23 protein-coding genes and 4 pseudogenes are annotated in these 24,514 nt (G+C 59.8%); 13 read left to right on the forward strand and 14 right to left on the reverse strand.

All coding sequences use genetic code 11. From position 1 onward, the window contains the following. Window position 1 precedes the first annotated feature (1 nt). The 5 genes from KHQ24_RS07600 to KHQ24_RS07620 are packed head-to-tail and all read right to left on the reverse strand — an operon-like array spanning window position 2 to window position 6,501. Window positions 2-436 (reverse strand): globin, encoded by a 435-nt coding sequence (locus tag KHQ24_RS07600; protein WP_109938603.1) that lies wholly within the window; start codon window positions 434-436, stop codon window positions 2-4. Next, entirely contained in the window at window positions 433-1,827 is a 1,395-nt protein-coding gene (locus KHQ24_RS07605) for a DUF3131 domain-containing protein (RefSeq protein ID WP_109938604.1), read from the reverse strand. Before KHQ24_RS07605 ends, KHQ24_RS07600 begins: the two co-directional genes overlap by 4 nt. Next, complete coding sequence (locus tag KHQ24_RS07610; RefSeq protein ID WP_049116265.1) at window positions 1,812-3,359, reverse strand: DUF3131 domain-containing protein; 1,548 nt, start codon at window positions 3,357-3,359, stop codon at window positions 1,812-1,814. Before KHQ24_RS07610 ends, KHQ24_RS07605 begins: the two co-directional genes overlap by 16 nt. Continuing rightward, window positions 3,356-4,687 (reverse strand): DUF3131 domain-containing protein, encoded by a 1,332-nt coding sequence (locus tag KHQ24_RS07615; RefSeq protein WP_208692755.1) that lies wholly within the window; start codon window positions 4,685-4,687, stop codon window positions 3,356-3,358. Before KHQ24_RS07615 ends, KHQ24_RS07610 begins: the two co-directional genes overlap by 4 nt. Further along, a complete protein-coding gene (locus KHQ24_RS07620) occupies window positions 4,684-6,501 on the reverse strand; it encodes a glycosyltransferase (protein WP_109938606.1) in 1,818 nt (605 codons plus the stop codon). Before KHQ24_RS07620 ends, KHQ24_RS07615 begins: the two co-directional genes overlap by 4 nt. 276 nt (window positions 6,502-6,777) lie before the next feature. Here KHQ24_RS07620 and opgC point away from each other — a divergent pair, with 276 nt between their 5' ends. The 5 genes and pseudogenes from opgC to KHQ24_RS07645 all read left to right on the forward strand — a co-directional run bounded on the left by opgC (window position 6,778) and on the right by KHQ24_RS07645 (window position 10,921). Further along, complete coding sequence (gene opgC, locus KHQ24_RS07625) at window positions 6,778-7,995, forward strand: OpgC domain-containing protein (protein WP_065904036.1); 1,218 nt, start codon at window positions 6,778-6,780, stop codon at window positions 7,993-7,995. A gap of 10 nt (window positions 7,996-8,005) precedes the next feature. After that, window positions 8,006-8,905 (forward strand): hypothetical protein, encoded by a 900-nt coding sequence (locus tag KHQ24_RS07630; RefSeq protein ID WP_048294582.1) that lies wholly within the window; start codon window positions 8,006-8,008, stop codon window positions 8,903-8,905. Between the two features lie 8 nt (window positions 8,906-8,913). Continuing rightward, window positions 8,914-10,130 (forward strand): annotated as a pseudogene (locus tag KHQ24_RS07635) (PP2C family protein-serine/threonine phosphatase). Beyond that, window positions 10,120-10,458, forward strand: coding sequence for an STAS domain-containing protein (locus tag KHQ24_RS07640; protein ID WP_004183770.1), 339 nt, complete (start codon window positions 10,120-10,122; stop codon window positions 10,456-10,458). Before KHQ24_RS07635 ends, KHQ24_RS07640 begins: the two are co-directional and overlap by 11 nt. A 19-nt stretch (window positions 10,459-10,477) precedes the next feature. After that, window positions 10,478-10,921: an ATP-binding protein gene (locus tag KHQ24_RS07645; protein WP_080846614.1), complete on the forward strand. Its 444-nt coding sequence runs from the start codon at window positions 10,478-10,480 to the stop codon at window positions 10,919-10,921. A gap of 71 nt (window positions 10,922-10,992) precedes the next feature. Here the strand turns inward: KHQ24_RS07645 and KHQ24_RS07650 are convergent, their stop codons facing one another. Further along, the gene (locus KHQ24_RS07650) at window positions 10,993-11,181 is read right to left on the reverse strand and encodes a hypothetical protein (RefSeq protein ID WP_004183775.1); all 189 of its coding nucleotides are present in this window, start codon (window positions 11,179-11,181) and stop codon (window positions 10,993-10,995) included. Between the two features lie 302 nt (window positions 11,182-11,483). Then, window positions 11,484-11,662: pseudogene (locus KHQ24_RS07655) on the reverse strand (LysR family transcriptional regulator); the annotation flags it as partial. Between KHQ24_RS07655 and KHQ24_RS07660 the strand changes: the two are divergent. Further along, window positions 11,660-12,283: pseudogene (locus KHQ24_RS07660) on the forward strand (SDR family NAD(P)-dependent oxidoreductase); the annotation flags it as partial. The pseudogenes KHQ24_RS07655 and KHQ24_RS07660 sit on opposite strands and share 3 nt — an antisense overlap. Before the next feature lie 141 nt (window positions 12,284-12,424). Here the strand turns inward: KHQ24_RS07660 and KHQ24_RS07665 are convergent. Together KHQ24_RS07665 and bdcA are read right to left on the reverse strand one after the other, a co-directional pair. Then, entirely contained in the window at window positions 12,425-12,991 is a 567-nt protein-coding gene (locus tag KHQ24_RS07665) for a DJ-1/PfpI family protein (protein ID WP_032446983.1), read from the reverse strand. Window positions 12,992-13,482: 491 nt separating this feature from the next. Further along, window positions 13,483-14,196 (reverse strand): SDR family oxidoreductase, encoded by a 714-nt coding sequence (gene bdcA / locus KHQ24_RS07670; protein WP_004203956.1) that lies wholly within the window; start codon window positions 14,194-14,196, stop codon window positions 13,483-13,485. 73 nt (window positions 14,197-14,269) lie between these two features. Here bdcA and KHQ24_RS07675 point away from each other — a divergent pair, with 73 nt between their 5' ends. Then, window positions 14,270-14,863 (forward strand): TetR/AcrR family transcriptional regulator, encoded by a 594-nt coding sequence (locus KHQ24_RS07675; RefSeq protein ID WP_004203957.1) that lies wholly within the window; start codon window positions 14,270-14,272, stop codon window positions 14,861-14,863. A gap of 4 nt (window positions 14,864-14,867) precedes the next feature. Here KHQ24_RS07675 and KHQ24_RS07680 read toward each other — a convergent pair whose 3' ends face one another. Beyond that, the gene (locus KHQ24_RS07680; protein WP_023318069.1) at window positions 14,868-15,623 is read right to left on the reverse strand and encodes an SDR family NAD(P)-dependent oxidoreductase; all 756 of its coding nucleotides are present in this window, start codon (window positions 15,621-15,623) and stop codon (window positions 14,868-14,870) included. A gap of 158 nt (window positions 15,624-15,781) precedes the next feature. Between KHQ24_RS07680 and KHQ24_RS07685 the strand changes: the two genes are divergently transcribed. Further along, complete coding sequence (locus tag KHQ24_RS07685; RefSeq protein ID WP_049092184.1) at window positions 15,782-16,660, forward strand: AraC family transcriptional regulator; 879 nt, start codon at window positions 15,782-15,784, stop codon at window positions 16,658-16,660. A 50-nt stretch (window positions 16,661-16,710) separates the two neighbouring features. Here KHQ24_RS07685 and KHQ24_RS07690 read toward each other — a convergent pair whose 3' ends face one another. Next, the gene (locus tag KHQ24_RS07690) at window positions 16,711-16,917 is read right to left on the reverse strand and encodes a DUF1471 domain-containing protein (RefSeq protein ID WP_017898765.1); all 207 of its coding nucleotides are present in this window, start codon (window positions 16,915-16,917) and stop codon (window positions 16,711-16,713) included. A gap of 25 nt (window positions 16,918-16,942) precedes the next feature. Next, entirely contained in the window at window positions 16,943-17,872 is a 930-nt protein-coding gene (locus KHQ24_RS07695; protein WP_080846616.1) for an aromatic alcohol reductase, read from the reverse strand. A gap of 138 nt (window positions 17,873-18,010) precedes the next feature. Here KHQ24_RS07695 and KHQ24_RS07700 point away from each other — a divergent pair, with 138 nt between their 5' ends. Further along, window positions 18,011-18,916, forward strand: a complete 906-nt coding sequence (locus KHQ24_RS07700; protein WP_048294624.1) for a LysR family transcriptional regulator — start codon at window positions 18,011-18,013, stop codon at window positions 18,914-18,916. A gap of 21 nt (window positions 18,917-18,937) precedes the next feature. Here KHQ24_RS07700 and KHQ24_RS07705 read toward each other — a convergent pair whose 3' ends face one another. Next, window positions 18,938-19,861 carry a LysR family transcriptional regulator gene (locus KHQ24_RS07705; protein WP_032455910.1) on the reverse strand — a complete coding sequence of 308 codons (924 nt, stop codon included), beginning with the start codon at window positions 19,859-19,861 and terminating at the stop codon, window positions 18,938-18,940. Window positions 19,862-19,948: 87 nt separating this feature from the next. Between KHQ24_RS07705 and KHQ24_RS07710 the strand changes: the two are divergent. The 3 genes and pseudogenes from KHQ24_RS07710 to KHQ24_RS07720 all read left to right on the forward strand — a co-directional run bounded on the left by KHQ24_RS07710 (window position 19,949) and on the right by KHQ24_RS07720 (window position 22,289). Next, a pseudogene (locus tag KHQ24_RS07710) lies at window positions 19,949-20,819 on the forward strand (MBL fold metallo-hydrolase). Beyond that, the gene (locus KHQ24_RS07715; protein ID WP_069734196.1) at window positions 20,812-21,723 is read left to right on the forward strand and encodes an NmrA/HSCARG family protein; all 912 of its coding nucleotides are present in this window, start codon (window positions 20,812-20,814) and stop codon (window positions 21,721-21,723) included. The pseudogene KHQ24_RS07710 and the gene KHQ24_RS07715 overlap by 8 nt, the downstream one beginning before the upstream one ends. A 206-nt stretch (window positions 21,724-21,929) precedes the next feature. Next, window positions 21,930-22,289 (forward strand): hypothetical protein, encoded by a 360-nt coding sequence (locus tag KHQ24_RS07720; protein ID WP_048294633.1) that lies wholly within the window; start codon window positions 21,930-21,932, stop codon window positions 22,287-22,289. A gap of 19 nt (window positions 22,290-22,308) precedes the next feature. Here the strand turns inward: KHQ24_RS07720 and KHQ24_RS07725 are convergent, their stop codons facing one another. Next, window positions 22,309-23,484, reverse strand: coding sequence for an aminotransferase class I/II-fold pyridoxal phosphate-dependent enzyme (locus tag KHQ24_RS07725; RefSeq protein ID WP_069734195.1), 1,176 nt, complete (start codon window positions 23,482-23,484; stop codon window positions 22,309-22,311). A 220-nt stretch (window positions 23,485-23,704) separates the two neighbouring features. On the opposite strand from KHQ24_RS07725, the gene KHQ24_RS07730 reads away from it, so the two are divergent. Further along, entirely contained in the window at window positions 23,705-24,508 is an 804-nt protein-coding gene (locus tag KHQ24_RS07730) for a MetQ/NlpA family ABC transporter substrate-binding protein (protein ID WP_004203972.1), read from the forward strand. The last annotated feature ends 6 nt before the right edge of the window (window positions 24,509-24,514 follow it).

Genomic DNA, 24,514 nt, shown 5'->3' on the forward strand with positions numbered 1-24,514 from the left:
ATTACTGGCCAACAGTTTGATAGTGGAGCTCCGCCTGGCGGCGCAGATACTCGAGCCCAGGGGCGATGGCCATTGCCCATGCGGTGAGGATCTCCTCATCGCACAGCGGATCGCAGGTGCGGACGGTTTTGAGCATCGCTTCCCGCCAGAGGGCAAAAAACCGCGGCGGTAGACGCAGGCCTTCCTCGCTCTGCGCTCGCGCCAGCCGTTCCAGAAAATCGGGTACAAAGAGGTCGCCGTTGACCGCCAGCATGGCGAAAAAGCTCTTAAAGATCATCTGCTGGCCTTCCTCACCGGAGCGTTGGGAGAAGTGCTGCTCGGTTTCCGGTGACATATGGATAAAGGTGCTGTAGAAGGCCTGGAAGAAGCGCTGTTTGTCGTGCTCTGGTACGACGCGATTCAGGCTGGCTTCAAAGAGATCGCGATAAAATTTCATGGTGCGCTCCTCATGACCCGTTCGCCCGGCAGGCAGCGGCGGGGCGGGTTAAATTCGTCCGTCGCGCGGTGGGCAAAGTAGCTGTTGTCATCCGCGAGGCCGTTTTTGAACAACGGCCCGGCGTTGTGTTTGTAAAACAGCGCCTCCAGCACCATGGCGTTGGTGGAGAGGGTGAGAGTGGCGTTGACGTCGCCGGTGGCCTCGACCCGTCCTTCAAACCAGCCGCGCTGCGGGTCGTTAAGATGGGTAGTGACCGCCATCAGCGCATCGGTATACTCGGTTTCCCACAGCGTCCACAGGACAAAGACCGCTTTGGTGGTCACCTGCGCCAGCCGGGGGTAGTACTTCCCGTCGTCCCCGAGCGTATTCCAGGCGTAGCCATTCCCCCAGACGGTGTCTTCCACGTGCCAGGGCGCCTGGGTAAGCGAAAAATCGGCCCGGGCGGTAAGCACCTTATCCTGCGTCCAGCGCGTTTTCTGGCTGAGCCATATCCCTTCCGCCCGCTCGCGCATGGCTTTTTGCGCCATCTCCGGCACGCCGGGCGGCTGCCAGCCGAACTCCAGTCCAGGCAGCATGGCGGGCAGTGTAGAGAGCACCACGGGTTGCCAGGTGGTTCGCGGGTCGCGGTCGTCAACGGCGAGGCGGCGCTGATAAATAATCACATGGCGCGTCGGGGGGGAGAGGGCCTTGCCGGCCGGAAATCCCCACAGGCGAAACGCGCTGGCGGCGTATTCACTGTCTCCCAGCCGGAGCTCCTCGCGGATCGTCCGCTGACCGTTCTGCAGTGAGGCGGACCACAGCTCCCCGTCTTTATCGATAACCGGACAGAAGTTCCAGCGCAGGACAATTTTATCAATGTATTCGCCATACTGCGACGCGCGTTCGGCGGTGAGCCGCAGGGCGAGCATCAGTCGGGCCATATCTTTTGCTGACCAGCCGCTGGCCGCCGGTTTGCCGCTGAAGTCGACAGGGGTCGCCGTCTGAGTGGAGTATAGCCTGCCCGGCGAACCGCCGTCGGTCAGCGTCAGGCGATTGAGGGTGCCGAGCAGGGGCGTCAGGCGGGCGTCGAATTCCGCTTCCTTTACCAACCCCAGCTCTCTGGCGGCGAGCAGGGCGATAAGGGTGTCGCCCATCTGCCATAGCGTTGCGCGGGGCTGTTTGTCGCTGCCGTTGACCAGGCCGGTTTGCGGCTGGGTATTGTTCTCGACGTACCGCCAGGCGATCTGCGCCCACGTGCGCTCCTGCGGCGTCAGGCTGCTGATGCGGGCAGTGGTGTGCCAGCCGCCTTTGGTCAGCCAGCGCCACCCCGCGCCTTCGCGATAAAACAGCGCCAGGGCGATAAGAAAAAGGACGACGGCGATGGCCAGCCAGCGGGCTATGGTTTTAAGCATTGCGCGGTCACCGGCGGAAGTTTAACGGGCTCGTCAGCCTTGCAGGCGGCACACTGGCAGGCCAGGCAGGCGGGTTTGGTGCGCTGGGTGGTCCCGGTCTGCTCGCACCATGTTTTGACGGCGGGGGTGTTGCTCAGGAACGGGCGATTGCGCGGGCCGTTATTGGGTTCAAAGAGATCCACCAGCTTCTTGTCCCACAGCGACGGGGCGAAATCGCGGTTTTTCGGATTGTCGCTGGAAAACTGCAGCAGTTTTCCCTCCTTTTTAAATAGCAGTGCTTCCAGCATGATGCCGTTGTTGTTGGCGGTAAACTCATTGATTGGCCCGTCGCCGTTCTCATACAACCCCTCGTAATAGCCTTTTCCCGCTTCGTTCGCGTTTTCAATGGCGTCCAGCAGACGATCGGTATAGGGCGAGTTCCACAGCACCCACATCCCCATCGCCGCTTTGAGCGACACGGCGGCGCTATTCGGTACGAACTGGCCCTTGTCGGTTATGGTGTTCCAGTTAAAGCCGTCGCTGAACACGGTGTCATAGACAAAGTACGGGGATTTATCGAGCTGATGCTCGGAGCGGGCGGTGAGGATCCCGGTGATGGCGTAGCGATTCTCCTGGGCCTGGTAGACCCGGTCAGCGAAGTTTTTCATCCAGGGATGGGAGTACTCGCGCGGGCTGTTGTTCCGGTCACCAGGGTTATCAAAGCCAAACTCCATGCCATACAGCACGTAGGATTCACTGACCACATAGTTATGCTGGCTGGTTTGCCGTGGGTCGCGCGAATCATAGGGGACCAGCACGCAGTAAATCTCCGCCAGCTCGTAGGGCTGCGGCCGGCTGGCCTGACAGGTGTTAAATCCCCACAGCTGAAAGCCCGCCGCGCCGTACTCCTCGTATCCCAGACGGCCTTCCTGAACGTATTTGGGCTGGCCGTTTTCCAGATACGCCCCGTACAGCGTGCCGCAGGGATCGACCACATGGCTAAAATCCCACCCCAGCACCACATTATCGATGCTGTTGCTGTATTCCGGATAGCGCTCCTTGATCACCTTCAGCCAGATCAGCATTCTGCCGATATCCAGCGCCGAAAAGCCGATTTCACCCGGCTTGTTCTGGTAGTTAACCTTTTGTCCGCTTATCGTGTTATAGGCTTTGTTGGGCAGTTCGTTACGGAATAAATCGAGCTTATTCAACGTGGCGAGAAACTTCAGCATCCGACGGTCAAACTCCGCCTTATCAATAATCCCCAACTCACGGGCTGCGGTCATCGCGGCCAGATAGGAGGCGCTGTCCCACATGGTGGTGGAGGGGTATTTGTTTACCGCATTCACCAGCCCGGTGGTGGGCTGAAAGTTGGCGACGAAGTATTGCCAGGCGTTTCTGGCGATAGTCATCTCCCTCGGCGTCAGCTCCCCGCTGCGCGGGGCGTATTCCGCAGCCGGCAGACCGGTCGCGGCCTGCGCGCCGGAGAGCGAGAGCCACAGCGCCATGAGTCCGGCCAGCAGGGGAAAACGGGAAAAATAGGTCAGCTTCATGGCGTTGCTCCTGCTGAGGACGAGGGTAGAGGGGCAGGGCTCAGGCAGGCCAGACACAGCATCTGCCCCCGGGAAATGTAGGCCAGGCTTTCCAGCACGATCGCGTTGGTATCGCCGTCAATAACGTCGTTGACGCTGCGGTTGAGATTTAACCCTCGCTGCCAGCCCTTGCCCGGGACCTGCAGCGTCTGCACCTGCTGGCGCAGCGCCTCGCTCCAGCTATTACGGAACAGGGCGTACCAGGCAAAGGCGGTGCGGGTGGAGGTGATCGCCGTTTGCTCCGGGGCGGTGCTGCGTGGGGCGAAGGCGCTCTGCGGCTGCCGGTCCGCCAGCGCGCTGGCATAATCCGGCGCGGGCTCGGCGTAGTCAGTGCTGATCGGCGGCTTGCTGACCCTCAGGCTATGACGGCGCTGCTGGATTTGCATGATGCGCCAGGCGATCTCCGCACTCTGCGCGTCAAAGCCCAGCTCAAGTCCGGTGAGCAGGTACGGCAGGCTGATCAGCGAAGGCTGCCGACCCCAGGGCGTGCGCAGCCCCTCGTCGGGCACCATGATGCCGTCGATATCGATCATCTGCTGCCCCTGCGGCGGGTTGGTCACCGCCAGCCCCGCCGCGCTGTCGATCAACCGCAGCGTATGGCTGGCGTACAGCCGGTAGCCAAAGCTGTCCCGCGGTTCATCCGCCGCCAGCGCCCAGTGGTGCAGCGGCGCCGCGGCCTGGCTGGCGGGGCTGTTGCTGATGAGCGCGCCGACCCGCCACTGATTAAACAGATCCCGCACCGCGGCGGCGTGCTGAGGATAGCGCCAGAGCAGGGTTTGCAGGGCGGTGAGCAGGCGTCCCATACCGATGGCGGAGGAGTCCGGGTTGCCGAGGATCTGCAGCGTGTCGGCATGGTACTGAGCGGCGGGCAATCCCTGGGCGTTGAGGGGCAGTTGACCGAGGGTAAACAGGGCGGCGGCAATGCGCTCATCACCTTCGGCGGCGGTCACAATATGCAGCTGCTCTGCGGCGACCACGGCGAAAAGATGGCTGCCGACGCTCCACAGGCTGAGCCAGGGTTCGCCATCGTGCGCGTTGGCCAGGCCGTTTGGCTGGGTATTGTTGACATAATACTGCCAGGCCACCCGCGCCCAGATCGCCTCGTCAAAGGTCAGCTCGCGCGGGGGAGGGAGCGGCGGAAAATCCTGGCTCAACGTCATCCCGCCGCTGCTCTCGACGCGCGCGGGCATTTGTTTTTCCACCCACACGACAATCGCAAAACCCAGCAGGAAGCCAATGAGGATAGTGAGATAGCTGCGCGCGGATAGCAGGGCGTCGCGGATCCTCATCGGCTCGCCTCCTGCTCTTCGGGGGGCGTCCACATGGCGGCGAAGATCAGTGGCAGCATGGCGGCAATATTCACCGCGCCCCAGAAAATGTTGATGACGTACCCGGAGGGGTCGTCAACCTGACCGCGCACCACCTGAATACCGCCCCATATCAGCCCCGTCAGGGTGAGCAAAACGATGGCAATTTGCGGCTTGACGAGATAGAGAAAACGGCCCGTCTGTCGCTCTTTCGGCGTAACGTGAAATTTGATCTGCTCCCCGCGCAAAACGGTGTCCAGCGCCCGCAGATTCATCGAGAAAAAGGAGAGGTAAGAGGCCCGGCCGTCCCAGGCAGAAATGCCCCAGGTGCCGAACATAAAGGCCAGTTCGGAGACAATAAAAAAGGGTAAAAAGTGCAGATAGAAAGGGGTAGACCACGCCGACACCGGCGGAATGCCGGTGAAGAGATAGATAACAGGCGAGATCAGGAACACGGTGTTCCACACGCAGGCCAGATACGACCAGAAGGTGGTCGCGTACATCAGCGTTTGCGGCAGCGAGAGTTTAAAGCGGCGTCGGTTGAAGATGTTGTCATGGAACAGGATATCCAGCGATCCGGCGGCGTACTTAAAGCGCTGGATCATCCACGTCAGCATATCCTGCGGAGAGAGCATTTTCGACTCGATCCGCGGGTGCATTACCGAGCGCCAGCGGCGGGCAGCGTCGCCGTGTAGCAGGATTGAGGTATAAATATCTTCCGAGACGTGGAACTTATAGGGCGTCAGTTCAGTATCGAAGGCAACGTGGGGGCGCATGGCGTCCTGCAGCGCTTCCCGCGTTGCCGGGTCACGAATATCCCGCGTATGACGCGCGATTTCGACGTCAACGCTCCAGACGTAGCTGCGCAGCGCCGCCTGCATCACCGCTTCCCGTCGGTGAACGGAGGCGGCGCCACAGCAGAACGCGGCGTTAGCCCAGTTGCGGCGCCGTAAAATCACGTCGTAAAACATGCGCGGATCGTTGAAAAAAGGATCGCGACCAATGGTCACCGGACCGACGATTTTCTGCGCCAGCCAGCCCACGCCATAGCCTGCGCCGCCTGCTTTACGCCGCAGCCAGCTCGCCAGATCCTCTCCTTCCGGGAGATCGAAAAACCATTGTGGGGTCTGCACCCAGGCGACGTCCGGATCGCGAAAATAGCCGAGCGTGTGGCTCAGCAGGGTCGGGAAAACGCGGGTATCGGCATCACAGATGATCAGAAAGTCGCCATCGGTATGTTCCAGCCCGTTGCGCAGGTTACCGGCCTTATAGCCGATATTGCTCTGACGGGTGATATAGTTCGCCCCCTCCTGCTCGCAGACCGCCTTCATCTCCGGGCGACGCCCGTCGTCAAGGACATGCACCTTATAATCGAGCGGACCAGGATAGGTCATCCGCATGGCGTCACGAATCGATAGCCTGACCAGCTCCACGTCTTCGGAGTAGGTGGCGATAAACAGATCGACTTTAATCGGCCTCGACTCCACCGCTTCATCCGCGCGCAGACAGTCGTTGATCTCCGTCGGGGGGACCCCTGGCGGAGGATCTTTCTCCTGCCATAAATTAATGGTGAACAGAACTGTGCCAATCCACGCCAGGGTTTCCGCCAGCACCAGAGGAATCGCATACCACAGGGCGTCCGTGTTTAAGGAGGCGGTCCAGCGCCAGTAAATATAATTAGCGCCAAGCACCAGGGCGGCCACAGCTAATACCTGCCAAATCATTCTCACCCAGCGCGGGGTGCTGAGCGGTTCAGGCGGTCGGCGATGTTCAAAACGGGAAAAATAAAAATCCATAGCAAGGATATCCTGATTCCGCGCTGGGTTTGAATGACAGGTCTGTTATCGATTGGGGGCGTTCTGCAGAACGCACAGGGGCTTATAAATAACAGTAAAGTGAGTGTAGATGGTGGCACAAAAATTTCAACAGCGCGAACTGATAGTCACCGGGATGACTTAACATAGTGTGATGCACGCCGGCGGAATTTATAAAACGAGCATTGCAAGATAGCCCATTCTACACTATCTAAATAATTTGTAATAAATGTTGCAGGGTAGACGGCAGGATCCCTAATGAGCCAGGTTGCTTCAGCGATTTCGCAAAAAGAAACTCATAAATCAATGCCCTGGCGTTACTCTCTGACCGGGGATCGCGACCTGCGTATCGACTTTATGCGCGGTATTGCTCTCGTGATGATGGTGGTGGCGCATACCGAAGTGATGTCGATATTTAATATTTTCAGCTGGGAACGATTTGGTTTGACCACCGGTGCCGAGGGCTTTGTGATCCTGTCCGGCTTCATGTTAGGGATGCTAAATCGTGTCAGATTACAAAAGGCAGTATTACTGACGGTGAGCTGGGGGCTTTATCTTCGCGCATGGAAAATATATCAGGTTAATATTATTATTATTGTCTCTTTTCTTTTGCTGAGATATTTGCCTTATATTAATGTCTATGAAGTCACTCATTTTACCGACCGCTTTTCCGGGACCAGTTGGTCGCTCTATCCGCTAACCCCGCAAATAAAAGAGACGTGGTTTAACATTATCCTCTATCTGCAGATTGGCCCGCATCAGACGCAGATCCTCGGACTCTATATTTTTTTGTTATTGCTCAGCCCGCTGTTTCTGGGAATGCTGCAAAAGGGTCACGTCTACCCCTTACTGGGCGCCTCGCTGCTGATATACGGCTGCTGGCAACGCTGGCCGATACGGGTCACGCCCTGCGAATTTGAATTCGCCTTTCCCTTGCTGGCCTGGCAATTTATCTTTGTGCTGGGCATGTGCTGCGGCTGGTACAAAGCGGAACTGATCTCTTTCGCCCGCACGCCGCCCGGCAAAGTCGCCTTGGCGGCGCTGGTGTTCATCGCGCTTATCCTTGCGTTTGTCGCCCAGAATCATACCAATCCTTTTATGCCGCCCGCGCTGCTGATGCACGTAATCCCGCCGGCGGATTTTAACGCCTTTTACCATACCTGGGCGGCGAAAAACGGCCTCGGTCCGGTACGGATCCTCAATGATATCAGTCTGATGGTCACCATTTATCTGCTATTGACCTGGTGCTGGCGCCCCCTTAACCGGCTGGCAGGCTGGTTCCTGATCCCGCTCGGGCAGCGTTCGCTCTACACCTTTATTTTGCATGTTTACATCGTGCTCGCCGTAAGCCAGCTGGTCACCTTCGATCTGTGGCGCCAGGCGTGGATAGTGAACACCTTGATCCATGCCGCTGCGCTGGGCGTTCTGTGGCTGATGGCCAAATACCGCGTCGCCGCACGCTGGATACCTAACTAAGGAAGGGCAAATGCGGGAGAAATATATGCTGGCCTGCGCGCTATGGTGCGCCATCGCAGGTGCGGAAGGAGCAGAGAAGAACGACGCACAACCGCTGCGTGATAAAAATGGTGAACCGGTGCAGGCCGGCGTGTTTACCAGCCGCTGGGGACGGCTTTTTTCCGGGAATGACAAGGTATTCTCGGGAGCGCTGAGCTTTAGTTCGGGTTTAAAAGAGCAGTGGATGACCGTCCCCAACAGCTCAGACAGCGCAGAACAGAAGAAAAAATATAATCAGACGCTGAACCTCAGCCTGCAATACTCGCCCTACAGCTTCTGGTTCGCCAACGTGACATCCCGTTTACCGGTGACTGATACCAGCCGCTATACCGCCGATTTTCGCTATAGTTTTGGTTACGACGACTGGCATGCCAACACCTTCAGCCTGGTTTACAGTAACTATGGCGATAACCACTTCTGGACCTCGGGCAGCAAGCGTCACACCTATTTTGAGCAGGGGGCATTTACCCTGGCGTATAAATTTTCGCTGCCGAAGCCGATGGAAAATGCACTATTGATTAACAAAGGCGACGCCATTATCTGCCAGGCAGGCTACAGCTGGGTGCCGCGTTATTACGATCTGGAGAGTAACGATATCCGCAAAAACAAAAATGTGCTGCTTGGGGGGTGTGGATATACCTTTAAGCAGCATTTTTTTGTGCGCGCCACCGCCTTCTGGTATCCGGACAGCAGCCAGCAGCAGCCGTGGAATGGCGATTATAGTTACAGCTTTGGCTACGCGGGCTATACGCCGGGATCGTTCTCTGTGCAGTATGCCAACTATGCCGGTACCCGCTACCCGGGGCATGACAGCGGCAGCGGCAAGTTTCGTGAAGGCACGATCAGCCTTATCTGGTTCTTGCCGATTTAGGAGGCGCGATGTCGGCACAGCACGTCCTGATTGTTGAAGATTCGCTGGTTTATCGTCGGCTGCTAAGTCGGATGTTGACGCAGTGGGGCTATATCGTCAGTGAGGCGGAAAACGGCGTCGACGCGCTGGCGATCCTCGAAAACCAGCCTGTCAGCCTGGTGATAAGCGACTGGGAAATGCCGGAGATGAATGGCCTGACGCTGTGCCGGGAAGTGCGCCGCCGCCAGTTTGGTCACTACGTTTATCTGATATTGCTCACCGCCCGCGAAGATCCTGGCGATCTAACGCAGGGGTTTGAGGCCGGGGCCGATGATTTTCTCAGCAAACCGGTAGAGCAGAGCGAGCTGCGGGCGCGGCTGCACGCCGGGGCGCGGATCCTCTCCCTCGAGGCTGACCTCGCCGCGCGCAATGCGCGGCTGAGCGAAGCGCTGCGACAGATTGAACAGGATCTGGAGCTGGCGGCGCGCATTCAACAGTCGGTTCTCCCGGCTCATGAGCTGCGCCATCAGGGATTTTTCTCCGACTGGATTTTCCTGCCCTCGGCCTGGGNNGTCGGGGGATATTTTTAACGTCTTCCCGCTGGGCGATCGTCTCGGATTTTACTGCGTGGATGTCTCCGGACACGGCGTGGGGGCGGCGATGATGTCGCTCGCCGTCGCCCGCCAGTTTTTGCATGGCAGGGCCGTTGAGCGCTTTCTTTTTACGGCAGACAACCAGCCGGCGTCGCCGGCCGAGGTGGTGACGATCCTCAATGGTCGTTTTTGCAGTGACGAAACAGAGATCGTCAGCTATTTCACGTTGATCTATGGCGTCATCGACCTGAAGACCGGCGCGGGCAAACTCTGTCAGGCCGGGCATCCCACGCCTTTTATCGTTAGCCCGGACGCTACCGTCCGCCCGGTCGGCAGCGGCGGGGCGCCGGTGGGGNNTGATAGACCATCTCTCGTGGGCAGATGTCAGTTTTTCGCTGGCGCCGGGAGAGCGGCTGTGCCTGTTCAGCGACGGTATTACCGAATGTGAAAACCGGAGCGGTGAACAGTTTGGCGAGGCGCGCTTGCAAGCGTGGCTGCAGGACAGCGTGACGCAGCCGCTGCCCGCGCTGCTGCCGCGTTTTGCCCGGCACCTGATCCGCTGGCGCAGTGGCGACGCGCAGGAGACCCAGGCGATGGCCGATGATGTTTCACTCTTGATTATTGAACGTACAGGGGACAGTGATGAAAATTGAAACTGAACGGCAGGCCTCGGTGACGATCCTGACGCCGGCGGTGCGTCGGCTGGATGCTTCCGTCGCGGTAGCCTTTAAGGCGGCAATCGCCCAGGAGATAGGCGAAGATAGCACCGATCTGATTGTTGATTTCAGTAAAATCGATTTTATCGACAGCAGCGGTTTGGGAACGCTGGTTTCCCTGATGAAAATGATGAACGGTAAAGGAGAAATGACACTGTGCGCGCTGAACCCCGGCATTCGCAATATGTTTACCCTGACCAGGATGGATCGTATTTTTCGTATTTGCGAGGATCGCACTTCAGCCCTTGCGCAGTTCAATCCGTGACGCGCCCGTGAATAACGTCATGAATTTTCCTGCCCAACTCAGCTCGCTATCACCGCTGGCGGCGTGGCTGGCTCAACAAATGGCGCCGCTGCCCGTCGGGGAGGAGTGGCGCTTCGCGCTCGATCTTGCCGTCTGTGAGACGGCCACCAATATCATTCGCTATGCGTTACATGAGGATCGGCAACGTGTTTTTCGTGTCGAATTTATCGCGGCGGAAGACCGGGTGACGCTGCGCTTTATTGATGCGGGAGAGGTCTTTCCGGCCGAGCGCCTGGCGCTGGCGCGTGGCGATGAGCGCTTCGATGTCGATCCGTTAGCGGAAAGCGGCAGAGGTTTGCGGCTTATTCTGCGCGCGGTGGACTATTTTAATGTGGAAACCCGCGCCGGGGAGAATGTGACGACCCTGATAAAAGCGTTGCCGGATGCCGTTCTTCGCCATTCCACCGACGATCGCGTCAGGTGAAGGAACAGAGCTTGCCCCCAGGTGAATCCCCGGGGGAATTTTCCCGCCCGCGTTCACCGGCTTCATCCGTCTTATGGCTGGGCCTGAGCGGTGGACAGCGCGCCCAGGTGATAAGGGCGAAGAGTATCTAACGTCATCATGGCCGATTTGCAGAAAATGCATTTCGCACCAAAGGGATTTTTTTCCGTCACGTCAAACTGGGACGTTCTGTACTGGGAGCCATGGCAGCATGGGCATCTAAAATGGATATGTTCAATCATAATGTAAACCTTGTATGGGTAATGTTCTGTTGAAAAGACAATGGTCGTTTTCAGGGAAATTAACGCGGCTGATTTTTGTTAGGAGTAAGCCGGGTATTGGGTCAGTCGGAGGGCTTGTTTAACGAGCCAACAGGGGGCTGACAGGGCCTGTTTACAGAAAAAGCAAAATACTAACGGGACTGCTCAAAGGAAGGTGGTATCAGGGATAACGCCTGGAGATGAGAACACGTACTTAGATAATAACTTTTCGTCTGGTACATCGACTTAACGATTAACGCACGAGCCGCAAATAATAGCAAACATTATTTTAGCCTTGCGGATGCCTGCTGCGCCAGGAGCGCCTTCATCAGCGCCGTCACCCAGTCGATAAATACCTGTACCCGGGCAGAGAGCTGCCGGCTGCTGGGGTAGAGCAGGGAGAGCGGCAGGGGGCAGGGCGAAAATCAGCCAGCACCTCCGTTAACACACCGGATGCCAGATCGCGCGGGTTGAAGCTCAGGGCTCGCGGGCGATCGCGCTGCCCTTCAGCGCCGGCGAAACCGACACCTTTGACGGGTTTGTCAGCGCCTTTCAGGAGGCGCTGACGGCGCTGGGGGCCGATCGGTTTCATTACCTGGTTAATAATGCCGGCAATGCCAGCGGCATGGGGTTTCTGAATGCTACCGAAGCGGAGTTCGATGCGCTTTATCGCATCCATGTGAAGGGGGTTTTTTTCCTCAGCCAAAAATTATTGCCGCTGCTGGCGGATGGCGGGCGAATTGTGAATATCTCGTCCGGACTGACCCGTATCGTGATGGCGAACCGGGCGCCCTATGCGATCATGAAATCTGCGGTGGAAACCCTGACCCGTTATATGGCGTTTGAGCTGGGCGGCCGCGGGATCACGGTAAACTGCGTAGCGCCGGGCGCCATCGCCACGGATTTCAGCGGCGGGGTGGTGCGGGATAACCCGCAGGTCGCTCAGGCGGTGGCGAACATGACGGCGCTTGGCCGACCGGGGGTGCCAGAAGATATCGGGCCGATGATCGCCTCGCTGTTATCCGATGATCATCGCTGGGTTAATGCTCAGCGCATTGAAGTTTCCGGGGGAATGCGCATCTGAGTCGAGGAGATAACCCGGCCAGCGTATCGCTGAGCTGGTCAGGTTTGACTGTAGCGGAAACGGCCGCTCGAAAACCGCCGGCCGGTAAGCAAGAGAGCACCAGCGCGGCGATAGTCCATTTGTCTGGTCAGAGAAAATGCGTTACTCCGCCAGCAGGGCGGCGAATTTCGCCAGCCACTGCGGGTGGGCCGGCCAGGCGGGAGCAGTGACCAGATTGCCGTCAACATGCGCCTGATCGATACCGATATCGGCATAATGCCCGCCGCTCAGACGCACCTCCGGGGCGCAGGCCGGATAGGCGCTGCAGGTCCGCCCCTGCAGAATACCGGCGGCGGCCAGCAGCTGTGGCCCGTGGCAGACGGCGGCGATAGGTTTACGCGCGGCGTCGAACGCCTGTACCAGTTTAATCACCTGCTCGTTCAGACGCAGATACTCCGGCGCCCGGCCGCCGGGGATCACTAGCGCGTCGTAATCCTCGGCCTTCACCGCGGCAAAATCGGCGTTCAGGGTGAAGCGGTGCCCCGGCTTTTCGCTGTAAGTTTGGGCTCCGTCAAAATCATGGATCGCCGTCATCACATAGTCGCCGGTGGCTTTATCCGGGCAGACCGCATCGACCTGGTGGCCAATCATCTGCAGAGCCTGAAAAGGGACCATCGTTTCGTAATCTTCGGCGTAATCGCCGACCAGCATCAGGATCTTCTTGCTCATTATTTTTACTCGTTGTGGGAGAAAGGTGTCATAGATATAGCCTGGCGATCCGCAGAATGCGACCTCCTCAGGATGCTGAAGACGGTGGCATGCGCATCTTGTAACCGGGTTCATGTTTTTTTGGTAACGGCAACTTTTTCGCCAATGCTAATGTCTGTTACCACAGAAAAGCGTCCTGTTCAGGGGCACACCACGCTGCAGTAAAAACGGCGAGCGCAGCGGCAATATCGTGCCGCAGCAGCTGTGGGATGGCGTGGAAAAGGGGTTTTAATTCTGAGCCTTGAGGCACCCGGCGGCGCGGTGGCGCGAGAGGTTTGTTATCTAAGTCTGGCGCTGGGGACGGATCCGCAAAGCGCACCAGTCCCCCGGAGGCGAGACTGATCCTCACCGAAGATCGTATTTTATGGCGATCGACAGCCTGGCCTGATGAATCCAGTGGCCATGACGTCAGGACAGCGGCGTGGCAGAGCGCGCGCCGCCGCCGCGGATCATCAGGCGCCAAACGCTCCGTCGATGGTGTGCATGGCGCCTGTGACAAACGACGCCTCCGGACCGGCCAGCCAGGCTACCATGCCCGCCACCTCTTCCGGTCGGCCATGGCGCTTAATGGCCATAAAGCTGTGCATCAGCTCTTTCATCGGGCCGTTCTCCGGGTTGGCGTCGGTATCAATTGGGCCGGGCTGGACGACGTTGACCGTGATGCCGCGCGGGCCAAAATCCCGTGCCAGACCGCGCGCCAGCCCCTGCAGGGCTGACTTGCTGAGCGCATAGGCCGCCATTCCCGGCACCGGCATGCGATCGCCATTGACCGAACCGATGACAATAATGCGCCCGCCTTCCGGCATCCGGCGCGCTGCTTCCACGGAGGCATGGTAGGGGGCATGAATATTGATGCGGAACAGGCGATCGATGGCATCGCTGTCCTGCTCCAGGGCATCGCCAAAAATGGCGATCCCGGCATTGACCACTAACACGTCCAGCGGGCCGCTGTCTCGGACCAGGCTTATCACCGCATCGCGATCGGCGCTGTCCGCCTGCACCGCCGTGCTGCCGGTCTCCGCCGCCAGCCGCTCGGCCGCCTCCGGCGAACCGGAATAGCTGAACCTGACCGACGCGCCGTCGGCGACAAAGCGCCTGACGATCGCCGCGCCAATTCCCCGACTTCCACCTAAAACCAGCACTGATTTGTTGTGAAACGCTGTCATATCCCGCACCTCATGATATTGTAGTGATGATTACAATATGCTGCGGCAAAACAGGCTGTCAAGGATTAATATAGTGACCACTACAAAACAAGGGCGTACCCCGGGGCGCCCCCGTCAGTTCAATGCGGAACAGGCTATTGAAACGGCTCAGCGCCTCTTTCACGCGCGAGGCTACGACGCGGTGAGCGTGGCCGATCTGACCCAGGCTTTCGGCATTAACCCCCCAAGCTTTTATGCCGCTTTCGGCAGCAAGCTCGGCCTGTATACCCGCGTCCTGCAGCGCTACAGCCAGACCGGGGCCATCCCCATAGAGACGCTGTTGCAGGACGACCAACCGGTGGCGGCGTCGCTCATCGCCGTGCTGCAGGAGGCGGCTCGACGCTATGTAGCCGATCCGGCCGCCGCCGGCTGCCTGGTGCTGGAGGGGGGACATTGTCAGGATGCCGACGCTCGGGTGGCGGCAGGCGAATGGCATGCTGCGGCGAGGGCCAAAATCCAGCAGTATATCGCCCGCCATCACCCGCAGGATGCGCTGCGGGTGACTGACTATATGGATACGCTGATGCTTGGTCTGTCGGCGAAAGCGCGGGAGGGGGATAGTCTCCCGCGTCTTCTGGAGACCGTGCGGCTGGCAGGCGTGGCGCTGGAGCGTATCCTGCCGGCCTGAGTGGTCAGATAGTCTGTCCGCCCGAGACTTCGATCCGCTGGGCGGTCACCCAGCGGTTATCGTCACGCAGCAGGCTGGCGATCATCGGCCCAATATCCTCGGGAACGCCCACCCGTCCCAGCGCCGTCATCGCGGCAAACTGCGCGTTAACACTCGCGTCGTCCCGCACCAGCCCGCCGCCAAAATCGGTGGCGATAGCCCCGGGGGCGATGGTATTGACGGTGATGCCGCGCCCGCCCAGCTCGCGGGCCATGTACACGCTCAGCATCTCCACGGCCGCTTTGGCCGCAGCGTAGGCGGAGAAGCCAGGATATGAGACGCGGGTCAGTCCGGAGGAGAAGTTAACGATCCGTCCACCGTCAGCCAGCAGCGGCAGCAGGGTTTGAACGAGGAAAAACACCCCCTTGACGTGGACGTTAAACAGCCCGTCGAACTGGGCCTCGCGCGTTTCGGCCAGCGGGGAAAATTCGCCGTGTCCCGCGTTATTGATCAGATGATCGAAGGTGTCCCGTCCCCAGACGCTGGCCAGCGCAGCGCTCAGGCTGTCGGCGAAGGCCGGAAAGCGGCTGGTCTGCGCCATATCCAGCGGCAGGGCGATGGCCTTGCGGCCGAGAGCGTGAATGTCGGCCACCACCGCTTCCGCCTGTTCTGTATTGCCGCGGTAGGTGACGATGACGTCCCCACCCTGGCGGGCGATATCCAGTGCGGTCTGACGGCCAAGGCCGCGGTTGGCGCCGGTGATAAGTGCAATCTTAGTCATGTTCGATCCTCTCTGGTGTGTGGAGTCCTTACAATAGGGGGTGCCTACCAGACCGGGTTGCCCAATCCTTGTTATTTTTTGCCCATTCCTCTCCATACACTCCCCTCTGGCGGGAAATAGCGCATACTCAGGCTTTAAAACTTGCCTGAAAGGATCTTATGCGCGACGAACTCTTCGCTCTCTGCCGCCGGTATGCCGATGCTCATGTCGATAGCAGTGGGGTGGCGGTCACCCCGGTTTCCGGCCTCACCCTGGTGCGGGCCCTGCACCCCGGCGATCTGCAGGCGGCCATCGCCAGGCCGTTGGTGGCTATGCTGCTGCAGGGGCGCAAATGCGTGACCACCGGCCTGGTAAGCTTTGACTACGGTCCGGGGGAGGCGATGGTGATAGCCGCCGATGTTCCCACCACCAGCCAGATCACCGAGGCCAGTCAGCGCTTTCCCTATTACGCGCTGGTGCTGGAGCTGGACCTGGCTATCCTGCGCGAGCTGCAGGAGGCCGGGCCATCTGGTCCGGATGAGGCGCCCCGCGTCGGTATCGAACCGATGAATGCTGACGTGACGGACGCCGCTTATCGGCTGGCAAGGCTGTTTGATCAACCGGGGGCGCTGGCGGTGTTAGGCGAAGGGCTGCGGCGGGAGCTGCATTACTGGCTGTTGCAGAGTGTTCACGGGCCAGCCATCCGGGCGCTGGGCGCTGTAGACAGCCATTCGGCGCGGATCCGCCGGGCGGTGGCGATGCTGCGCCGGGATTTTATGCAGCCAGTCAGCGTCGACGCGCTGGCCGACGCCGCCGGGATGAGCGTCTCTGTCTTTCACCGTCATTTCCGCGCCATGACCACCTTGTCGCCCCTGCAGTTTCAGAAGCAGTTGCGCCTGATCCACGCCCGCCGCCTGATGCTGGCGGAAGGCATGAGCATTGCCCAGGCGGCCGGCGAGGTGGGCTATATCAGCGTGTCCCAGTTCACCCGGGAATATGCTCGCCTGTACGGTGCGCCGCCGGGCCGCGATCGCCGACGGGAAAAAATGAGCGCCTGACCTGGCGCGCGGGATGGCGGCGGCTCCTCCCTGAGCCGGGTAGCGGTGGTTCAGTTGTCGAGTGTCGCCGTAATATGCACTTTGTTGCCCATTCGCGCCTCAATGATCCGATAGGCGGTTGCGCCCTCGCGGGCGGCCTGCTGGCGAATTTTGCTCTCCGCGTTGTCCAGGGTATCGCCGGTGGCGGTGATGGTTCTGGCGTTGACCGCCAGCGGCAGCAGACAACTCAATACGATCAGTGGAAGCAACTTGTTCATCGTCATTCTGTCCTGTGAGAGAAAATCAGCGCGCGGCCTGCAGCCAGCCGGCAATGTCCTGGGTCGGTAGCGCGTGGCGGGCATTCCAGGTGTCGCCCATCGGCCACCACACGCCATTCCCCCGGGCGAAGGCAGCGCGATAGCGCAGCATGGCGTTATCCGGGTCCGTCCGCAGCTGGTCCAGCAGGGTGGGCAGGGTGTGAACGGCTTTGCTGAACGTATGCTGCGTCACGCGCTCCACGGTTTCCGCCAGCTGGCGGTAAGAGGTCGTTTCGCCGGCAACAAACACCACCTCGTTGACGATCCGCGGCTGATGCAGATAAATCGCGGTGGTCAGGCGGCCGATATCCGCCGGCGAGGTGACGGTCACCTGGGTGTCCCAGCTGCCAAGGGCGTGAACGGTTCGGGTGGCTAAATTCACCACATCGAAGTCTGGCTCGAAGAGAAAGCTGGTAAACATGCCGGTGGAGACAATGACCCACTCCGTGGCCTGCTGCGCGCGCAGCAGGGTCCGGACATCATACTGCTCGTCCCACACCGGCTGGCCGCTGCCTTTGCCGACCACATCGTAATTGACGCCAAACTGCCAGGGAAAATAGCGTGGCACTCCGGCGGCCAGCACCGCGCGGGTAATTTTTAGCTGTGTCCCCGGACCGGCGACAAAGCCCATGCAGTTAATCACGGTGGTGAATCCGCTAAACTGACCAGCCAGCATCTCCATGTCGCTACCGGCAATGTCGACGGCGAGAAAGGTGGCCCCGGCGTCGGCCAGCGCCCGGTGGTTTGCTGACCGCAGCTGGCCGGCTTCATCCCAGGCCGCCGGCGAGACGATAACCGAGACCGCGCCCTGGCGCTGGATCACCGCAGGTACCAGCGCATCCAGTACGGCGGCGCCCAGTTGTCCCGCTCCCAGCACCAATACCTTTTCCTCGTGGTTAAGATTATCAGATTTCATTTTAACTCCTTACTCAGTTAAGCCTTGTATTGACTGGCTACAGGCTCAGTGTAGAGGGGAGGGCATCATTCGATAAGAACAGGATTTCGGGTTAGACTGTTCGTCTTAATGGGATAATAACCGCCAGTGGAGAACGAAATGGACAGACTGGATGCCATGCAGTTATATGTTGCGGTTGTGGATGCCCACAGCTTCGCCCGGGCGGCGGAGGTGCTGGGGCAGCCGCGCTCAACGGTGTCGCGGGTAGTGAAGGAGCTGGAGGCCTGGCTGGGGGCGCAGCTTCTTCAGCGCACCACCCGCAAGCTCAGCGTGACGGCCGAGGGACGCCGGTATTACGCGGAGTGTAAACGGCTGCTGGCCGAGATGGCGGCGATGGAAGCCTCCTTTCCCGGCCGCTCGGCCCAGCCCGCCGGGCGGTTCAAGGTGGGGATGCCGCAATCTCTTGCCCGGCACTGCGTATTGCCAAGGATCGGCGAGTTTCTGCAGCAGTATCCTGACCTGGAGATGATCCTCTGCTCAAGCGACAACGTGGAAGATATTATCCAGGAGGGATTCGACTGCGTGATCCGTAGCGGACAAATCGAAGATTCCACCACCCTGGTGGCGCGTCCTCTGGCCCGCTACCGCTGGATGGTCCTCGCCTCGCCGGCCTGGCTCGCGGCCCACGGCCGGCCGCAGAGCATCGACGATCTGCACCAGCACCGGGCGGTGGGCTACCTGAACCACCGTACCGGGCGGACCATCGACTGGCTTTTCTCCCTCGATGACGGCGATTGCGCGATCCGCATGCAGGAGACGCTGGTGGTCGACGATACCGATGCCTATATCCAGGCCGGCGTTCAGGGGCTGGGCCTGATCCGCGTCGCCAGCTATCTGGCGCAACCTTATCTGCAGAGCGGCGCGCTGGTCGCTTGTCTGGAGCAGGCCGCTTCTGATCTTCCCCTGTCGCTGGTCTATCCGCAAAACCGCTATCTGCCGCCGGCGGTACGCGCATTTTATGACTGGAGCAGACGCGTTCTGCAACCCCCGCTCAGCGAGGCCTGATGTCGGTGGCATTCGCTCCCGCTATGGTCCGCGCATGGCCTGTTTTATCCTCGCTATCAGCCAGTTCAGCGCCGGATCCTGCGCCCGGCGTTTGTGACGCAGTATACACAGGGTAAATTCCGGGTAGGCCACTGGCGGGGCGTCCGCGCGCAGGGCATACTGCGCCTGCCAGCGCTGCGCCAGCCCCTGGGGGACGGTGGCGAAGAGCGGCAGGGTGGTCAGCAGCAGGGGAAAGGTGGAGAAATTCTGCGTGGCAAAGCGCACGCGCCGCGCGAGTCCCTGACTGGCGAGCTGGCGGTCTATTTCCCCGTGGCCGGTTTCGCGATAGGCCACCATCACATGTTCCCAGGCGACGAAATCGCCCACCGACAACGGCCCGCGGCAGGGGATCTGCTGCGGCGACCAGAGAGTGGTCACCCCCATGGTCATCACCGGTTCACTGACGATCTCCCCGCGGCTCTGTTTGTTGAGGGATACCGCGACATCAATGCGATCCTCCTCCAACAGCTGGCGTACCTGGAAGGGGTCGGCGGCTAGTGTCTGGAGCGACACTCCGGGCGCCTCCTGCATCAGTCCGGGTAACAGCTGGGGCATCAGCCAGTGTTCGCTCCAGTCGCTGAGGCCGACGCGGAAAAGCTGCTGGGCGCTGGCGGGGGAAAACTCCCCGGCGCCAAACATTGCCGAATGCAGGTGTTCCATCAGCGGCTGCAGCTCGGTCATCAGCGCTTGCGCCCGCGGCGTCGGCAGCATGCCTCTGGCGCTGCGCACGAACAGTGGATCGTCAAACATCTCGCGCAGCCGTTTCAGCGCCCCGCTGATGGCCGGCTGGCCAAGATGCAGGGCCTCTGCGGTGCGGGTGACGCTGGCTTCGCGGTACAGCACCATCAAGACCGTCAACAGATTCAGATCGATACGACTAAAATCATTTTCAATGATTTTCTTCATTATGATAATCAATTTGAATGTGGGTTATCCCGGCAGCATAGTGAATATCACCCCGATAAATCAACCAGCGCAATGCGCGCGGAGGGAGTGATGCAAACTTACCAGACAGGCGACAGCCTGATATTCAAAGTTCCGGAGCGCGAGATTAGCCTGCAGCCGGCGGCGCTCTATCCCGCAGCGTTCCCTGCGACGGAGGCGGACGCCGATAATCAGCCAATCGCGCTGTCGATCCACAGCTGGGTGGTACAGACTCCCCACGATCTGATTGTTATCGATACCGCCACCGGCAACGGTCGGGAGCGCGGCGGCAATCCGCTCTATCATCAACTTAACACGCCCTATCTGGAGAATCTCCGCGCCGCAGGAGTGAACCCGGAGGAGGTGACCCTGGTACTACTGACTCACCTGCATACTGACCATGTCGGATGGAATACCGTCTGGCAGGACGATCGCTGGGCGCCGCTGTTTCCCAACGCGCGCTATCTGTGTTCGGCAAAAGAGCTGACGCGGGTGAAGAACAGCGAACGCTACCGGGCGCTGTGGCTCGACAGCCTGCTGCCGGTGATCGAGGCCGGCCAGCTGGAGACCGTGGATGTGGCGGCCAGGCCGCAGGTCGGCGGACGGATCGCCTTTGTGCCCACCCCCGGCCACAGTCCGGACCATGCCGCGCTGATCCTCGCCGCCGGAGATGATTACGCCTGTTTCTCCGGCGATCTTCTTCATTCCCCGCGCCAGTTTACCCATCCGCACTGGAACTCGGCGTTCTGCGGCGATCCCCGGCAGGCGGAAGCCTCCCGACGGGAGATGATGGCGTGGGGAGCCAGCCATCATGCTCAATGGTTCACCGGGCATTTTGCCGGGTCTTCCTGCGGCTGGCTGGAGGAGGATAAGCAAGGTGACTATCGCTGGCGAGAGGCCGGGCAACAAGCTGCAGATAAGGGGAAACAGTGATGAATAATACGCAAAGCGTGTTGGTTTTTGGCGCCACCGGTCAGCAGGGCGGCTCGGTGGCGGGGGCGCTGCTGCACCGCGGCTGGCGGGTACGAGCGCTGGTCAGGGATCCTTTCTCCGCCGGGGCCGTCGCGCTGGCGGCGCGGGGAGCCGAGCTGGTCGTGGGCACCTTTGAAGACCGGGCGACAATGCGGGCGGCGATGGCCGGGGTCGACGGCGTCTTCAGCGTCCAGCCCAGTTCGCCGGGAGGGACGGTGACCGATGAGCAGGAGGTACGCTACGGGATAACCATCGCCGACCTCGCCGTCGAGTGCGGGGTGAAGCATCTGGTGTACAGCTCCGGCAGCGCGGCGGGGGAGACGCCCACCGGCGTAGCGCATTATGACACCAAAGCGGAAATTGAACGGCATATCCGCCGCCTGCCGCTGGCGGCGACCATCGTGCGTCCCGCCACCTTTATGGAGCTGTTGGTGATGCCCGGTTTTGGCCTTGATGAAGGTCATTTTCACTTTTTTATGCTGCCAGAGGGGAGGATGCAGGTGCTGGCGGTGGAGGATATCGGCCATCTAGTCGCGGCAGTTTTTGCCGCGCCAGCGCGGTTTGCCGGCAAGACGTTCGAGATCGCCAGCGACAGCGTGACCGGCCGTCAACTGGAGGCGTTATTCTCCGCGGCGGCGGGACGGCCGATCCCCTATTCGCGATTTTCCGATGAGGTGCTGGCCGCCAGCCCTTTTCTGCACAAGCTGACCGGGCTTGTGGACGACGGGCGGCTGGCCGGGCACGCCGACCTCGACGCCCTGCGCCAGCTGCATCCGCAGCTGCACACCTTCGCCGGCTGGCTGGCGGGCCCCGGCCGTCCCGCCTTCGAGCGGGCGCTGACCAGCGGGGCCAGCTGGGCGTTTAATCGTTAAAGGCGATACCTCCTCTGCGCCGGCGTCTCGGTGTTTGGCCCGGCGTGACGACCTGCGCAGGGAGGGCCTACAGGTCGTTAAGACAACTCACGAGGAGTACGATTGTAAAATTTTAAGCGGTTTTCACGCACAACGATAGGTAAAAGCGAACATCCAGAATTTTCAGCCGCTTACAATGGAGGAAACACTCTGGGATCGCCTGAATAATGACAATTTACCGATGGGCTTCGGCCTGCCTGTTAAGCATGACCTGCGCCGCTACGGCGGCGGAATTTAAAACCATCGAGGCCGATCTGCTGGCCTCCAACCGGCTGTTCTGTATGACCGGCTATGATCATAAGCCGATCGGCGTGGCGTGGGAGAGCGTCAAATATAGCCGCTATCAGCCGCAGTCGGATGGCGACCGTATTTTCAGCGACACCGTCTCCCGGCGCTTTCTGGAAGAGGAGAATAAGACCGCCTTTTACAATGGCGCCAAATATCGCGTACTGGGTAAACCCGCCAGCGCCTGCTATGACTATTCCGCCGCGCGTATTCAACGCATGGCGGGCTACCTGAAGGTGTAACGGCCCCGCGAGGCGGGCGCTAAAACAGCGCCAGCCGGGCGAGACGGTCCAGCGCGTTGCTCAGCGCGTCGTCCCCAGCCGTCAGACTGATGCGGATAAACCCTTCGCCCCCTTCGCCAAAACCAGTGCCTGGCGCCACCAGAATATGCGCCTCCTGCAGCAGCAGGCGGGCAAACTCTTGTGAACGGTACCCGGGCGGCACGCTCAGCCAGAGGAAGAACGTGCCTTGTGCGGTACGAACCGGCCAGCGCAGCGCGGCCAGTCGACGCAGAACCCACTCCCGGCGCTGATGATACGCCGCCGTCAGCTGCGCAATCCGTTCTGCCGGCAGGCTGAGCGCGGCGATCGCCGCATCCTGAATCGCGCCAAACACCGTGCTGTAGCTGTGGGTGTGCAGCTTTTTAAATGCCCGAATAATCGAGGCGTTGCCGACCGCGAAGCCGAAGCGCCAGCCGGCCATATTAAAGGTCTTGGAGAAGGTGTAGGTTTCCACTCCCCACGCCTTCGCGCCGGGCTGAGAGAAAAGGCTCAGCGGCGCGTCACTGGCCGCGCTGCCGATGGCCGCATAGGCAAAATCGTGCAGGATCGGCACCTGGTGACGGTGGGCAAACTGCAGGGCGCTGGCGAACAGCGCCGGCGTGGCGAGGGCGCCGGTGGGGTTATGCGGATAGTTAAGCACCACCAGCCCGGCCTTGTCAGCCACCTCCCGGGGAAGGTCGTTAAAATCCGGCAGGAAATGGTTCTCAGCCCTGAGCGGCAGGCCATAAAACGTCGCCTGGGACTGCAGCGCCGCTGAGCGATAAATGGGATAGCAGGGATCGGTGGAGATGAGGTATTGCCCGGGACGGAGCAGCGCCCGCGGGATGCCGCCAATACCGATATGCGAGCCCTGAAATACCGCGACTTCGCTGTGCGGATCGAATTCCACATCATACTGGCGACGATAAAAATGGGCGATCGCTTCGCGGACCTGCGGCTTGCCCCAGAATGAGGGGTAGCCATGGTTTTCACGACGATGAATGGCGCTCTGCAGCGCGTCAATCACTTCCGGCGGGGTGGGTTGATCCGGACTGCCGCTGGAGAGGTCGATCAACGGCAGCATGTCGGTGTTGACCTCCGCGGCCAGGTTTTCCAGCAGGCTGAACAGATTCTCTTCCAGGGCGTCCACCAGCGGTGAAGCAGCAAAATCAGGCATAATTTTCCCGGTTTACGTCATCAATAATCTGCCATCTTTAAGGGATTTATGGCGCCTGGCTAAATAACAATATCTGCAAAGGATGATTATTTTTAGGATATGTCGGGATGGCAAAAGGTTATGAGGAATAAGCAAAAGGAAATCCGGCGTTCTGGCTTACAACCCTCTTGCGGCTGTGATTTAATCGCTCAATATCGCCAACCTTCCAGGAAAATACCTTATGAACAAGTCAGTTGCGCTCGGGATGACGCTTGCCCTGTTATCCGCTACCTCTTTTTACGCCACCGCAGATCAAATTATTCGTATCGGCTTCAATCCCGGGCCGTATAAAGAGCAATTTGAAAAAGGGGTCGCCCCCTATTTATTGAGTAAAGGGTATAAAATCGAATATAAAGATTTTAGCGACGGTATTCAGGTCAATGACGCGGTAGCCCGCGGCGATATCGAAGCGAATATTATGCAGCATCCGGTATACCTGAAAGCGATCAATGAGCGGCTGGGGACCGATAACGTGGGCATTGTGCAGGTACCCACACCGCCGATGGGCCTGTATGGCGGCAAACTGACCACCCTGGGCACCCCGGCAGCCGGCACGGTGGTGTCGGTGCCAAACCAGCCGTCGAACGAATATCGCGCGGTGCTGGTGCTGGAAAGTCTGGGCTGGGTGAAGATTAAACCGGACAGCGATCCCGCCACCTTTTCCCAGCGCAATATCGTTGCTAACCCCTATAAAATCGTGCTTAAGGAGATGGACAATGCCCAGCAGGTTCGCGCGCTGCCGGACGTCGACTATGGCCTGATTCAGGGCAATTTCGCCGTCTCCAGCGGCATGGCGCTCACCTCGGCATTAAAGCTGGAGGCCGCCACCAGCCATTTTATTAACGTCGTAACCGTTGCCGGTAAAAATCAGAAGGCGCAGTTTGCCAAAGATATTATCGACGGCTATCACTCTGCCGATTTCAAAAAATATATTCTCAGCCATCCGCAGTATGATGGTTACCTGCTGCCTGATTATTTAAAATGAATAACG

Origin of the sequence: Klebsiella sp. 54, from assembly GCF_018223875.1 — a bacterium.
Taxonomy (GTDB): Bacteria; Pseudomonadota; Gammaproteobacteria; order Enterobacterales; family Enterobacteriaceae; genus Klebsiella; species Klebsiella quasipneumoniae.